General features: G+C 70.2%; 11 protein-coding genes. 8 read left to right on the top strand and 3 right to left on the bottom strand.

Annotated features, from left to right (window positions below; all coding sequences use genetic code 11):
- The 4 genes from V1460_RS02705 to V1460_RS02690 all read left to right on the top strand — a co-directional run bounded on the left by V1460_RS02705 (position 1) and on the right by V1460_RS02690 (position 4,411).
- Positions 1 to 1,023 carry a LacI family DNA-binding transcriptional regulator gene (locus V1460_RS02705; protein ID WP_338671890.1) on the top strand — a complete coding sequence of 341 codons (1,023 nt, stop codon included), beginning with the start codon at positions 1 to 3 and terminating at the stop codon, positions 1,021 to 1,023.
- Positions 1,024 to 1,215: 192 nt separating this feature from the next.
- A complete protein-coding gene (locus V1460_RS02700) occupies positions 1,216 to 2,241 on the top strand; it encodes a trypsin-like peptidase domain-containing protein (protein WP_338671889.1) in 1,026 nt (341 codons plus the stop codon).
- A gap of 20 nt (positions 2,242 to 2,261) precedes the next feature.
- A complete protein-coding gene (locus V1460_RS02695; protein WP_338671888.1) occupies positions 2,262 to 3,002 on the top strand; it encodes a response regulator transcription factor in 741 nt (246 codons plus the stop codon).
- Positions 2,990 to 4,411, top strand: a complete 1,422-nt coding sequence (locus tag V1460_RS02690) for a HAMP domain-containing sensor histidine kinase (RefSeq protein ID WP_338677864.1) — start codon at positions 2,990 to 2,992, stop codon at positions 4,409 to 4,411. Before V1460_RS02695 ends, V1460_RS02690 begins: the two co-directional genes overlap by 13 nt.
- A 148-nt stretch (positions 4,412 to 4,559) precedes the next feature.
- On the opposite strand, the gene V1460_RS02685 is transcribed toward V1460_RS02690, so the two are convergent.
- Both V1460_RS02685 and V1460_RS02680 read right to left on the bottom strand, forming a co-directional pair.
- Positions 4,560 to 5,441 carry a phosphatidylinositol-specific phospholipase C gene (locus V1460_RS02685; RefSeq protein ID WP_338671887.1) on the bottom strand — a complete coding sequence of 294 codons (882 nt, stop codon included), beginning with the start codon at positions 5,439 to 5,441 and terminating at the stop codon, positions 4,560 to 4,562.
- A gap of 280 nt (positions 5,442 to 5,721) precedes the next feature.
- A complete protein-coding gene (locus V1460_RS02680; protein WP_338671885.1) occupies positions 5,722 to 7,545 on the bottom strand; it encodes a bifunctional metallophosphatase/5'-nucleotidase in 1,824 nt (607 codons plus the stop codon).
- Between the two features lie 147 nt (positions 7,546 to 7,692).
- Here V1460_RS02680 and mshD point away from each other — a divergent pair, with 147 nt between their 5' ends.
- Together mshD and V1460_RS02670 are read left to right on the top strand one after the other, a co-directional pair.
- Positions 7,693 to 8,616 carry a mycothiol synthase gene (mshD, locus tag V1460_RS02675; RefSeq protein WP_338671884.1) on the top strand — a complete coding sequence of 308 codons (924 nt, stop codon included), beginning with the start codon at positions 7,693 to 7,695 and terminating at the stop codon, positions 8,614 to 8,616.
- A gap of 104 nt (positions 8,617 to 8,720) precedes the next feature.
- Positions 8,721 to 9,122, top strand: coding sequence for a GntR family transcriptional regulator (locus V1460_RS02670; protein ID WP_338671882.1), 402 nt, complete (start codon positions 8,721 to 8,723; stop codon positions 9,120 to 9,122).
- Between the two features lie 292 nt (positions 9,123 to 9,414).
- On the opposite strand, the gene V1460_RS02660 is transcribed toward V1460_RS02670, so the two are convergent.
- On the bottom strand, positions 9,415 to 9,645 hold the full coding sequence (locus V1460_RS02660) for a hypothetical protein (protein ID WP_338678375.1): 231 nt from the start codon (positions 9,643 to 9,645) through the stop codon (positions 9,415 to 9,417).
- Positions 9,646 to 9,847: 202 nt separating this feature from the next.
- Between V1460_RS02660 and V1460_RS02655 the strand changes: the two genes are divergently transcribed.
- Together V1460_RS02655 and V1460_RS02650 are read left to right on the top strand one after the other, a co-directional pair.
- Positions 9,848 to 12,076, top strand: a complete 2,229-nt coding sequence (locus V1460_RS02655) for an RNA degradosome polyphosphate kinase (RefSeq protein ID WP_338677863.1) — start codon at positions 9,848 to 9,850, stop codon at positions 12,074 to 12,076.
- Complete coding sequence (locus V1460_RS02650) at positions 12,063 to 13,238, top strand: CHAD domain-containing protein (RefSeq protein WP_338671880.1); 1,176 nt, start codon at positions 12,063 to 12,065, stop codon at positions 13,236 to 13,238. The genes V1460_RS02655 and V1460_RS02650 overlap by 14 nt, the downstream gene beginning before the upstream one ends.
- Positions 13,239 to 13,240: the final 2 nt, after the last annotated feature.

Genomic DNA, 13,240 nt, shown 5'->3' with positions numbered 1-13,240 from the left:
GTGGCCAAGGTGACGAGGGATGACGTCGCACGACTGGCGGGTACGTCCACCGCTGTCGTCAGTTATGTCATCAACAACGGACCCAGGCCGGTCGCCCCGGCCACGCGCGAGCGGGTACTCGCCGCGATCAAGGAGCTGGGCTACCGGCCCGACCGGGTTGCCCAGGCGATGGCTTCACGGCGCACCGACCTCATAGGCATGATCGTCCCCGACGCCCGCCAGCCTTTCTTCGCGGAGATGGCGCACGCGGTGGAGAGGGCGGCGGCGGACCGCGGAAAGATGGTCCTCGTCGGCAACTCCGACTACCGGGACGAGCGCGAGGTCCACTATCTGCGGGCCTTCCTCGGTATGCGGGTGGCCGGGCTGATCCTGGTCAGCCAGGGCATGAGCGAGCGCGCCGCGGCGGAGATCGAGGCGTGGGACGCCCGCGTCGTGCTGCTGCACGAGCGCCCCGAGGCGATCGACGACGTCGCCGTCGTGACGGACGACATCGGCGGCGCCCAGCTCGCGACCCGGCATCTGCTGGAACACGGCCACGAATACGTCGCCTGTCTCGGCGGTATCGACAACACCCCGGCGGTGGGCGACCCGGTCGCCGACCACGTCGAAGGCTGGCGCCGCGCCATGCTGGAGTCCGGGCGGCCCACGGACGGCCGGCTGTTCCAGGCCCCCTACAACCGCTACGACGCCTACTTGGTGGCCCTCAAGCTGTTGTCCGGGCCGGAAAGGCCCCCCGCGATCTTCTGTGCCACCGACGACCAGGCGATCGGCGTGCTGCGCGCGGCGCGCGAGCTGCGGATCGACGTACCGGGTGAGCTGGCGGTGGCGGGCTTCGACGACGTGAAGGAAGCGGCGCTGACGGACCCGCCGCTGACCACGATCGCATCGGACCGACCGGCGATGGCGCGCGCGGCGGTGGACCTGGTGCTGGATGACGGGTTGCGGGTCATGGGTTCGAGGCGGGAGCGGGTGAAGCAGTTCCCGTCCGCGCTGATCGTCCGCCACTCCTGCGGTTGCTCCTGAGGGTCCACCGCTCCTGCGGCTACTCCTGATCGTCCGCCGCTCCTGCCGTTGCTGCGGGCTGTCCCGTCCGTACCGGTTCCTCGAAGGCCCCGCCGGGCACTCCGGAGAGCTTTATGCCGGGCTGACACGGTTCTGGTCCGGTTCTCAGGGAGGTCTCAGGGACCTCTCATCTCGTGATCCGAGACTCACACCATGACCGACTACCACCGCAGCAGCGACAGCAGCACGGACCAGTACCCGTACGCGGGCTTCGGGGAAGCGGGCCACCCCGCGCCGCCCCCGTACGCGCCCGAGGTCACACCCGGGCAGCCGGAGCCGCGGCACCGCGCGCGGGCCAAGCGGCCCGTCGCGCTGATCGCCACTGTCGCGATCGTGGCGGCGGCGGTCGGCGGCGGGGCCGCGACGCTCGTGGACCGGTACACCGGACACGGCACCGCGACGGCCGCGCAGAGTTCGGTGAACGGGACGACGGTCGCCCAGAGCAGCAAGGGCACCGTCGCCGGGGTCGCCGCCGCCGTGTCGCCGAGCATCGTGGAGATCGGCGCGGCCACCTCCGCTGGCCAGTCCACCGGGTCCGGCGTGATCATCACCAAGGACGGGGAGATCATCACCAACAACCACGTCGTCTCCGGAGCCGAGACCGTCAAGGTGACCCTCAGCGACGGCAGCACCGGTACCGCCGATGTCGTCGGCACCGACCCGGACAAGGACCTGGCCCTGATCAAACTGCGGGACGCCGAAGGCCTCACGCCGGCCGCACTCGGTGAATCCGACAGCGTCAAGGTGGGCGACGAGGTCGTGGCGATCGGTTCCCCCGAGGGCCTCACCGGCACCGTGACGAGCGGCATCGTCTCGGCTCTCAACCGCGATGTCACCGTGGCCAAGGACGACGGCAACGAGAACCGCGGGCGGCAGCAGGACCCCCGCCAGGGCTGGCCCTTCGAGTTCGGTGGGCGGCAGTTCAACGGGGACACCGGTGACTCCAAGACCACCTACAAGGCGATCCAGACCGACGCCTCCCTCAACCCCGGCAACTCCGGCGGCGCCCTGATCGACATGAACGGCGAGATCATCGGGATCAACTCGGCCATGTACTCGCCCACCGCCGCGGACAGTTCAAGCGCGGGCAGCGTCGGCCTCGGCTTCGCCATCCCGGTCGACACCGTCAAGGCCGACCTGGGCAGCCTCCGGGACGGGTCGTCCGGGTCCTCCTTCTGAGGTCGTGCGACGCTGACTGCATGACGACAGCACCGGGCACAGACGAACACGGCGACCGCATCCTCATCGTCGACGACGAGCCCGCCGTACGCGAGGCGCTCCAGCGCAGCCTGGCGTTCGAGGGTTACACCACCGAGGTCGCCGTCGACGGTACTGACGCCCTCGCCAAGGTGTTGTCGTACGCGCCCGACCTGGTCGTGCTCGATGTGCAGATGCCGCGCATGGACGGCCTCACGGCCGCCCGCCGTATCCGCGCCTCGGGGTCGACGCTGCCGATCCTGATGCTCACGGCCCGGGACACCGTCGGCGACCGGGTCACCGGACTCGACGCCGGGGCCGACGACTACCTGGTGAAACCCTTCGAGCTGGACGAACTGCTCGCCCGGATCAGGGCGCTGCTACGGCGCAGCGCGTACTCCGCGGTGGCCGGCAGCGCACCCGACAAGGACGGCGGCACGCTGACCTTCGCCGACCTGCGGATGGACCCGACGACCCGCGAGGTCACCCGGGGCGAGCGCCGGGTCGAGCTCACCCGCACCGAGTTCTCGCTGCTGGAGCTGTTCCTCACGCATCCCCGCCAGGTGCTCACCCGGGAGCAGATCCTCAAGTCCGTCTGGGGCTTCGACTTCGAGCCGAGCTCCAACTCACTGGATGTGTACGTGATGTACCTGCGCCGCAAGACCGAGGCCGGCGGCGAGCCGCGGCTGGTCCAGACGGTGCGCGGGGTCGGCTACACGCTACGGGAAGGATCTCCGGAGTGATCCGCCGGTTCCAGGCGCTGCCACTGCGGTCACGGCTGGCCCTCCTGACGGCGACCGCGGTCGCCATGGCAGTCGCCGCGGTGGCCGTGACCAGCTGGTTGCTCACCCGAGCGCAGCTGCGTCAGGAACTGGACACCTCGCTGCGCAACACCAGCGCTCCGATCAGAACGGTCGACCAGGCCCTCGCCGCATGCCGGGCCGGGCAGGACTCGACCGGGGGCACAGGCAGGGCCTTCGCGTATGTGCAGGTCATCGGTGCCGACGGCTCCCGCTGTGTCGCCCAGGACTCCCAGCCGGTGAAGGTGAGGCCCGAGGACCTCGATGTGGCCCGGGGCACCGCGTTGGACGCCCTGCACGGCAGCACCACCGACAGCGGGGCCGAGGTACGGGTGCACACCACGCAGATAAAGCTGCCGGGCTTCGGCAAGCAGACGGTCACCGTGTCCGTCGCACGCCCCCTCGATGAGATCGACGGGTCGCTCGACCGCCTGGCCCTGGTGCTGGCCGTGCTCGCGGGAGTCGGTGTGCTCGCCGCAGGTGCCGCCGGACTCTGGGTCGCCAGGACCGGGCTCAAGCCGGTGGACCGGCTGACCGAGGCGGTGGAGCATGTAGCCCGCACCGAGGACCTGACCGTGCGCATCCCCGTCGAGGGCGAGGACGAGATCGCCCGCCTGTCCCGCTCCTTCAACCAGATGACCTCCGCGCTGGCCACGTCCCGCGACCGCCAGCAGCAGCTGATCGCCGACGCGGGGCATGAACTGCGCACGCCGCTGACCTCGCTGCGGACCAACATCGATCTGCTGGCCCGTAGTGAGCAGACCGGCCGCGCGCTGCCGCCCGACGACCGGGCGGCCCTGCTGGCATCTGTGAAGGCGCAGATGAGCGAGCTCGCGGTACTGATCGGTGATCTCCAGGAGCTGTCCAGGCCGGACAGCGCGGCACCGGGCGCGATCCAGGTGGTCGGGCTGCACGAGATCGCGCGCACGGCCCTGGAGCGGGCCCGGTTGCGCGGCCCCGAGCTGACGATCGAGGCCGAGCTGCGCCCCTGGTACGTGCGAGCCGACCCGGCCACGTTGGAACGCGCACTGGTCAATGTGCTGGACAACGCGGTGAAGTTCTCCCCGCCTCGCGGGCGGATCGAAGTGCTGCTCGACCGGGGTGCGCTGACCGTGCGCGACCACGGTCCGGGAGTGCCTCCCGATGAACTGCCGCACGTCTTCGAACGGTTCTGGCGCTCCCCGTCCGCACGTGCGCTGCCTGGCTCCGGCCTCGGTCTGTCGATCGTGGCCCGCACGGTGCGGCAGGCGGGCGGCGAGGTGGCGCTGCGCCCGGCGGAGGGCGGCGGGACGGTCGCCGAGATCCGGCTGCCCGGTGCCCCGACTCCGCCGCCCGCCTCGGTGCCGTCCTGACCCTGTGCAGCTGACTGGGCTTTGGTCTGCGTTCCTCGGCCCGGGCCATGGGCGAACTCCTGGACGAGGTGCCGCTGGGGCTCCTCGTCCAGGACCGGAAGCAGCACTCGGCGGTCTCAGCGGTCTGACTCGGGTCGCCGTCCGGCCGTCAGTTGTGCCGGATGAGCGATTCGACCAGCCCGGCGCGGGTGTTCGGGTAGTCCATCGGCACGATCCCGAGGCCTTTCCAGCTACCGGCCGTGCCGTCCAGGAAGCGGTGCACCCGGGGGTTGAGGTCGTCGGAGTTCCAGCGGGGCGGCAGATAGGCCGACGTGCTCACGAAGTCGATGTACAGCTTGCCCGGCTGCGCGACGGCCTTGCGCAGATGCGCCTCGACCTTGGGGTACTTGTCCCATGGCAGGTCGTTGTAAGCGTCCTGGATGTCGAAGGCGTTTCCGTCCCACCACTTCAGTCCGGGCAGCCCGCCCTGGTCGGCGATGAGGACCACCTTGCCGCGCGCCTCGCCGAGTGCGGGCAGGCTGTCGCCGATCCTGAAGAGCGAGCGCCAGCCCCGCACGTCCAGGTAGTTGTCGAAGATGGCGCGGAAGACGGCGTCGCTCTCCCCCGAGTACTCCTGCTTCACCCGCATGAGCACGGTCTCGCCGGGGTGCGCGGCCAGGAAGGCGCGGCAGGCGACGAGGACGTCGCCGAACATCATGTTCTGGAAGAACGAGCCGTGGTGGATGGCGAAGGAGCCGTCGATGGCCCGGCAGCGTATGTCGAGGAAGCGGATACCGGCTTCGAGTTGCCGGGCGATGGTGGTGTTCTGGCATTCCGGCCACGGCCCCCCGAAACGGGCGCCGGAGTCATGCGTACCCGGGATGGTGAGGGTCGCCAGCGCCCGGCTGCCGTCGAGGCCGCTCATCCAGTCCCGGGTGCCGAGCACCCGCGGCCCGGAACGCCCGGCGGCGGCTGCCGGTGACGCCCCTACCAGGGCGGTGGCGGACGCGACGCCCGCGCCCGCGAGGAAACCACGTCTGGTCAGTGACATGTGCCGCCTCCTCATCACAGGTGAGCCGCCGCGATGTGGGGGCGCGGTCGGCCCACGGGATGATTCCAGACATGTGCATGTCATGAAAGGGGCTGGGTGCGAGGAAACCAGGTACGTGAACGAGACAGCCACCTGAGCGATCCGGCAGCGGACCATCCGGCGTGAACGGTCCGGGTACGAGGCAGGGACGGGACCGGACCGGAACGGCCGCGGGGACGACCCGTGCGTACGCCGAAGGGCGGCAGACCAGCGGTCTGCCGCCCCTCACGCCACGCGGGTGTTACTTGATGACGGTGATCCGGCCGGTGGCCGGGGCCGCGATCGGGGCGCTCGCGCTGGAGTGCGCGGCGAAGTAGGCGATGAGGGCGTCCAGGTCGGACCCACCCACCAGCTTGTTCTTGTGCTCCTTCAGGACGGCGAAGCCGTCGCCGCCGCCGGAGAGGAACTCGTTCATCGCGACCCGGTAGGTCTTCGCGGGGTCGATCGCCTCGCCGTTCAGCTTCACCGAGTCCACCACGATCCGGTCGGCGCCGGTCTTGGTCATGTCCAGGGTGTAGGTGAAGCCCCTGGAGACCTGGAGGATCTTCGGAGCGGCCTGGTTGGAGCCGCTGACCTGCTGCTGGAGCGCGGTGATCAGCTGGGCACCGGTCAGGTCGACCGCGGTCATCATGTTGGTGAACGGCTGGACGGTGAAGGCCTCGCCGTACGTCACGACTCCGTCGCCCTCGCTGCCGCTCGCCTTGAAGACGAAGGGCGCGCGGATACCGCCCGGGTTCATCAGCGCAATCTGGGCGCCGCCCTTGTCGGCCGGGGCCATGTTCTCCAGCTGGGCGTCCGTGATCAGGTTGCCGAGCGGCTTCTCGACGCTGTCGGCGGGGTTGTCGATGTCACCGGAGATGTAGCCGACGGAACGGTTCGCGATCGGCGCGGCCAGCGCGTTCCAGCGGTCGATCAGCTGCGTCATGTCCTCGGCCTTGGCGACGTCACGGGTGACGACGTGGTTGGCGGAGGCGACCGTGGTACGCACGATGTCGCGGGTGCGGCGGTCGTACGTCAGCGTGGTGTCCGTGTACAGCCGACCGAAGGAGGCGGCCGATGTGACCATGCGCGGGTTGCCGGACGGGTCCGGGATGGTGCACGCGTACGCCTGGTGGGTGTGACCCGTGATCATGGCGTCGACCTGCGGGCTGACGTTCTTGGCGATGTCCACGATCGGACCGGAGATGCCGTTGCCGGGGCCCGGGCTGTCGCAGTTGTAGTTGTACGAGGAGGAGGCCGGCGCCCCGCCCTCGTGCAGCAGCGCGACGATGGACTTGACGCCCTGGCGCTCCAGGATCCTGGTGTACTTGTTGATCGTCTCGACCTCGTCGGAGAACTTCAGGCCCTTGATGCCCTCAGCGGAGACGATGCCGGGAGTGCCTTCCAGGGTGACGCCGATGAAACCGATCTTCACCCCGTTCTTCTCCCAGACGAAGTACGGGTCCAGGATCGGACGGCCCGACTTCTCCTTGGTCACGTTGGCGGCCAGGTACGGGAAGTCGGCACCCCAGAAGTACTTCGGCTTGCCCTTGGCGTTCTTCTCGTAGCAGCCTTCGGTGGCGTGGCAGCCGCCGTACTGGAGCCGCTTCAGCTCCTTGTAGCCCTCGTCGAACTCGTGGTTGCCCACCGAGGTGACGTCGAGGTCCAGCTTGTTGAGCGCCTCGATGGTGGGCTCGTCGTGGAACAGGCCGGACATCAGCGGCGAAGCACCGACCATGTCGCCCGCGGCGGCCGTGATCGAGTACTTGTTGCCCTTGCGGGCCTCGCGCAGGTGCGTGGCGAGGTACTCGACGCCACCCGCGTCGATGGTCTTGGTGGTGCCGTCCTCGTTGGTGTGCGTGACACGACCGGATGAGCCGGACGGCGGCTGGAGGTTGCCGTGCAGGTCGTTGAAGGACAGCAGCTGCACGTCCACGGTGCGGCCCTTGCCGTACCCGTGTCCGTGTCCGTGGCCGCGGTCCTCGGCGGCGCCCGCGGGCATGGCGGCGGCCAGAGCGCCGATGGTGGTCAGTCCGGCGACGACGGCGAGTATGCGTCCGCGCTTCCGGTTAGGTGTCGCTGACATCTGTCCCCTTGTCAGTTCAGCGTGGTTCAACGGGACGACAGCCGCCCTCAGCCGGGCAGCCTATTGTCAACGCGCGTAGCGCAACAGGGGTAAAGGGTTACGACCTGGTTTCCGATCGGCTGCGGCCCGGCGCCGTACCCTCGATGTATGACAGATGCAGCCCCCGCTCTAGAGCCCGGCAGGCAGATCCAGTCACTGGACGAACTCACCCCGGAGCAGGCCGACGACGTGCTCACCCTGCTCTCCGTGGCCGCTTACGCCGACGGTATGCAGGCCGTCTCCGAGCAGGGACGGCTCCAGCTGCGCCACGGACGCCGAGACGGTGTGCGGCACTTCCTGCTGACCGTCGCCGGCGATCTGCGCGGTTATGCCCAGCTTGAGGACACCGATCCGGTGGAGGCGCCGGCGGCCGAGATGGTCGTCCACCCCAACCATCGGGGCAGAGGGCACGGGCGGGCCCTGGGCAACACCCTGCTCGCGGCGTCGGGCAAGCGGCTGCGGGTCTGGGCGCACGGCGGCAAGTCCGCCGCCCGGCACCTGGCCCAGGTGCTCGGCCTCACGCTGTTCCGCGAACTGCGTCAGCTGCGTCGGCCGTTGGGCCCCCTGGACATCCCCGAGCCCGATCTGCCCGATGGTGTAACGATTCGCACGTTCATCCCCGGACAGGACGACGCGGCTTGGCTCGCGGTCAACGCGGCGGCCTTCGCCCACCACCCCGAGCAGGGCTCGCTGACCCAGCGTGATCTGGACGACCGCAAGGAAGAGCCCTGGTTCGACCCCAAGGGCTTCTTCCTCGCCGAACGCGACGGCGAGATCGTCGGCTTCCACTGGACGAAGGTGCACGCCGAGGAGCAGCTCGGCGAGGTGTACGTGGTCGGACTGCGCCCCGACGCGCAGGGCTCCGGGCTCGGCAAGGCACTCACCGCGATCGGGCTGCGCCATCTCGCAGCCGAGGGGCTGCCCGCAGCGATGCTGTACGTCGACGCGGACAACACGGCCGCACTGCGGGTGTACGAACGGCTCGGGTTCGCCACCCACGAGGTGGATCTGATGTACCGGTCGGAGACCTGAACCGGTCACAATCCGCATATAGCGCACGGAGCGAAGGGGGCGGTTGACATCGCCCCTTTCTTTGCAACACCCTTTCACTACTTAATTAGTGAAAGGGTTTTGCCATGATCGAGTACCGGCTCGACCGGCGCAGTGGCATCGCCACCTATGTGCAGATCGTCCAGCAGACCAAGCAGGCTCTGCGCCTCGGTCTGCTGGAGACCGGCGACCGGCTGCCGACCGCCCGCGAAGTGGTGGAAGCCACGGCGATCAACCCGAACACCGTGCTCAAGGCGTACCGCGAGCTGGAGCGCGAGGGCCTGGTCGAGGCCAGGCGCGGCCTCGGCACCTTCGTACGCAAGAGCCTCGGCACCGCCGGTGCCGACTCCCCGCTCCGCGGCGAACTCGCCGACTGGGCGGTGCGCGCCCGTGCCGAGGGCCTCGGCCGGGACGACGTGGCCGCGCTCTTCGGCGCCGTACTCGACGAGCACTTCACCGCACAGGACCAGGGCGACGAAGGGATATGACCGACCACTCGGCCATCACGGCGACCGGACTCGGCAGACAAGCCGCTGTTCCCCCAGCTCACCGTGGACGAGACGCTACGCATGGGCCGCGAGCTCAACCCCGGCCGCTGGGACGACCAGGCGGCCCGGCGGATCGTGGACGGTGGCGAACTCGCCCCTGATACCCGGATACGCAGCCTCTCGGGTGGTCAGCGCACCCGCGTCGCACCCGCGTCGCACTCGCCCTCGCACTCGGCAAACGGGAGGAACTGCTACTCCTCGACGAGCGGGTGCCCCGGGAGGACTGCGCCGGTCATGGCGGGTCCGACGAGCAGATGTCGCAGTGCGTGGCGGACCGTGGCGGGGTCACGGACCACATGCTCCACCACCCGCCGTCCCACTTCTGGCCGATCCAGCTCGTCGAGACGGGGCTGGCGCCGGCACTCGCCGCCGCGGTGGCCTTCGCGGCGTTCCGGGTGCTGCGGCGCCGCCACTCGCCGCCGCGGTGGCCTTCGCGGCGTTCCGGGTGCTGCGGCGCCGCCACGCCTGAGGCCTCTCGCGACACCCCGGCCCACGCGGCGGTGGGCCGTGGGCCCGGGAGCCGACCCGAACGGGGCACCATGGAGTACCCAGCCGTCATGTTCTCGTTACCGGGCATTCAGGCACCCTTGCGACGCTCGGTGAATGCAGCCTCCACCGCTCGTTCCAACGCGCTTGGTAGCCCTCCCGCGCGGAAGAATGGGTTCATGAGCAAGCAGCCCGCCGAGGTGCCGGTCCAGCACATACAACCGTCCGTCGGTTCCATCGCCGCACACCGCCCGCACACCGTCGCCGCCGTGGTCTCCGACCTGGAGCCCGATATCGACGCCGACGCCGACGCCTACGAAGCGGACATCGGCGAGGAGGGCGACGAGCTGCCCCAGGGCCGGTTCCTGGACCGGGAGCGCAGTTGGCTCGCGTTCAACGAACGGGTGCTGGAGCTCGCCGAGGACCCGTCGACCCCGCTGCTGGAGCGGGTCAACTTCCTCGCGATCTTCGCCTCGAACCTGGACGAGTTCTTCATGGTCCGGGTCGCAGGGCTGAAGCGGCGTATCGCGACCGGTGTCGCGACCCGCTCCGCCTCCGGTCTCCAGCCCCGCGAGGTGCTGGAGCTGATCTGGAACCGCTCCCGTGAGCTCATGGCCCGGCACGCCGCCTGCTACCAGCAGGACATCGCCCCGGCCCTGGCCGACGAGGGCATCCATCTGATCCGCTGGCCCGAACTCACCGACAAGGAGCAGGCCCGGCTGTTCACCCTGTTCCGCCAGCAGATCTTCCCGGTGCTCACCCCACTGGCGGTCGACCCGGCCCACCCCTTCCCCTACATCTCGGGGCTCTCGCTCAACCTGGCCGTCGTCGTACGCAACCCGGTCAGCGGCCACCGCCACTTCGCCCGGGTCAAGGTACCGCCGCTGCTGTCGCGCTTCCTGGAAGCGTCCCCGCAGCGCTACGTCCCGCTGGAGGACGTGATCGCGGCGCACCTGGAGGAGCTGTTCCCCGGTATGGAGGTGCTGGCGCACCACATGTTCCGGGTGACCAGGAACGAGGACCTGGAGGTGGAGGAGGACGACGCCGAGAACCTGCTCCAGGCCCTGGAGAAGGAGCTCATGCGGCGTCGCTTCGGCCCGCCGGTGCGCCTCGAGGTCGAGGAATCGATCGACCCGTACGTGCTCGACCTGCTGGTGCGCGAGCTGAAGATCTCCGAGTCGGAGGTCTATCCGCTGCCGGGGCCGCTCGATCTCACCGGCCTGTTCGGCATCGCATCGCAGGACCGGCCCGAGCTGAAGTACCCGAAGTTCGTCGCGGGCACCCACCGCGACCTCGCCGAGGTCGAGTCGGCATCGGCGCCCGACATCTTCGCGGCGCTGCGCGAGCGCGACGTGCTGCTGCACCACCCGTACGACTCGTTCTCGACCTCCGTGCAGGCCTTCCTGGAGCAGGCCGCGGCCGACCCTGACGTCCTCGCGATCAAGCAGACGCTTTACCGGACCTCGGGTGACTCACCCATAGTCGACGCCCTGATCGACGCCGCCGAGTCGGGCAAGCAGGTGCTGGTCCTGGTCGAGATCAAGGCCCGCTTCGACGAGCAGGCCAACATCAAGTGGGCGCGCAAGCTGGAGGAGTCCGGCTGCCATGTCGTGTACGGCCTGGTCGGCCTGAAGACCCACTGCAAGCTGTCGCTGGTGGTCCGCCAGGAAGGCGAGATCCTGCGCCGCTACTCGCACGTCGGCACCGGCAACTACCACCCGAAGACCGCCCGCCTCTACGAGGACCTCGGGCTGCTCACGGCCGACCCGCAGGTCGGCGCGGATCTGTCGGACCTCTTCAACCGGCTGTCCGGCTACTCGCGCCGGGAGACCTATCGCAGGCTGCTGGTCGCGCCGAGGTCATTGCGCGACGGACTGGTCTCGCGGATCAACAAGGAGACCGCCCACCACAAGGCCGGCCGTCCCGCGTACGTGCGGATCAAGGTCAACTCCATGGTGGACGAGGCGATCATCGACGCCCTCTACCGCGCCTCGCAGGCCGGAGTCCCGGTGGACATCTGGGTGCGCGGCATCTGCGCGGTACGCCCCGGTGTCCCGGGCATGTCGGACAACATCCGGGTCCGCTCGATCCTCGGACGGTTCCTCGAACACTCCAGGGTCTTCGCCTTCGGCAACGGCGGCGAACCCGAGGTGTGGATAGGCAGCGCCGACATGATGCACCGCAACCTCGACCGCCGTATCGAGGCACTCGTCCGGGTCACCGACCCGGCTCACCGCGCGGCGCTGAACCGGCTGCTGGAGACCGGCATGTCCGAGACCACCTCGTCCTGGCACCTCGGCCCGGACGGAGACTGGACCCGGCACTCCACGGACGCGGACGGCCATCCGCTGCGGAACGTACAGGAATCGCTCATCGACGCGCGGAGGCGCCGGCGTGCACAGCCCTGACCTTCCCCTGGTGCCGCGGGGGACCGGCGCCGACCAGGTCCTGGCGGGATATCTGCACGCGCAGGCCGGGGGTTTCCTGCGCAGTCTGCGGTCCCATCGCGAGAGCGGTGCCGACGCGGAGGGCGCGGAGCAGGCCGCCCGGGCGCTGCGCCGCACCTCCCGCCGCATCTGCGGGGCGCTGCACACCTACCGGGCGCTGGTCGAGCCCGCCTGGGCCGACCAGTTGCGGACGGAGCTGGCCTGGCTGTCCGGGATGCTCGCCCAGGAGCACGCCTGCACGTCCAGGCTCGCCCGGCTGCTCGACGCCCTGTCGCGCCTGTCCGGCGCGACGGGGCCCGGTGCGGGCGGGGTACCGCACCCCACCCGTGCGGAGCAGGACCCCAGCGGCGCGGGGGCCGCTGGGACCGGAGCCCAGGGGGCGGAAGCCCGGGCTGCGGAGGCTCAGGGAGTGGCAGGTCACGGAGTGGGGGCGCACAGGGGAGGCACCGGAGCGCGCGGAGCGCTCACCGTCGGTGCCGCACGAGCCGGAGCGCTGCTGGAGCGGCAGCTCACCCTGAGCCGGACCCGCGCCCACTCCGCGGCCTTGCAGGCGCTGGGCTCTTCGCGGTTCCACGCGGTCGCCGACGCGGTGGCGCTGCTCGCGTCCGAGGTCCCGCTCTCCGGCGCCGCCGCCGCACCGGCCGAGACTCTCGACCCACACGCGGATGCCACGGAGCGGAAGCTGCTGGACGCCGTGGCCATACTGCCGCTGACACGGGCCGCCCACCCGTACAACGCCGAAGCACTGGTGCACGGCCTGGCGAAGGTCCCTGCCGAAGAGGTCCAGGACGCCCCCTGGCACCAGGTCCGGGTGCTGCTGCGGCTGCACCGGTACGCACAAGAGGTCAGGGCCTTGGTGCCGGCCTCCGGCGCGGACCCGCTGCTGACCGTCGCCGCACGCGCGCTCGACCGGCACCGGGACGCGGCCGAGGCGGCGGCCGCCGCGGCAGCCGCCGCCCGTACCCCCCGAATCGCACCGGCGACCGCCTACGCCCTCGGGGTGCTGCACGCCGACCAGCGGCATGAGGTCGAGGCGGCGCGTTTCACCTTCCACCAGGTCTGGCAGGAGGTGTCGCACGGCCCCGCGGACTCCCGGGGCAGCCGGACGGTGACCGCCCCATGACC

This window comes from Streptomyces sp. SCSIO 30461, assembly GCF_037023745.1.
Taxonomy (GTDB): Bacteria; Actinomycetota; Actinomycetes; order Streptomycetales; family Streptomycetaceae; genus Streptomyces.
The sequence above is the reverse complement of the archived record's forward strand: the minus strand, read 5'-3'. Positions and strand labels throughout refer to the sequence as shown.

Coding starts and splice junctions, on each gene's coding strand:
- V1460_RS02700 (WP_338671889.1), top strand. CDS start 1,216: ATGACCGACTACCACCGCAGCAGCGACAGCAGCACGGACCAGTACCCG.
- V1460_RS02695 (WP_338671888.1), top strand. CDS start 2,262: ATGACGACAGCACCGGGCACAGACGAACACGGCGACCGCATCCTCATC.
- V1460_RS02685 (WP_338671887.1), bottom strand. CDS start 5,441: ATGTCACTGACCAGACGTGGTTTCCTCGCGGGCGCGGGCGTCGCGTCC.
- V1460_RS02680 (WP_338671885.1), bottom strand. CDS start 7,545: ATGTCAGCGACACCTAACCGGAAGCGCGGACGCATACTCGCCGTCGTC.
- mshD (WP_338671884.1), top strand. CDS start 7,693: ATGACAGATGCAGCCCCCGCTCTAGAGCCCGGCAGGCAGATCCAGTCA.
- V1460_RS02670 (WP_338671882.1), top strand. CDS start 8,721: ATGATCGAGTACCGGCTCGACCGGCGCAGTGGCATCGCCACCTATGTG.
- V1460_RS02655 (WP_338677863.1), top strand. CDS start 9,848: ATGAGCAAGCAGCCCGCCGAGGTGCCGGTCCAGCACATACAACCGTCC.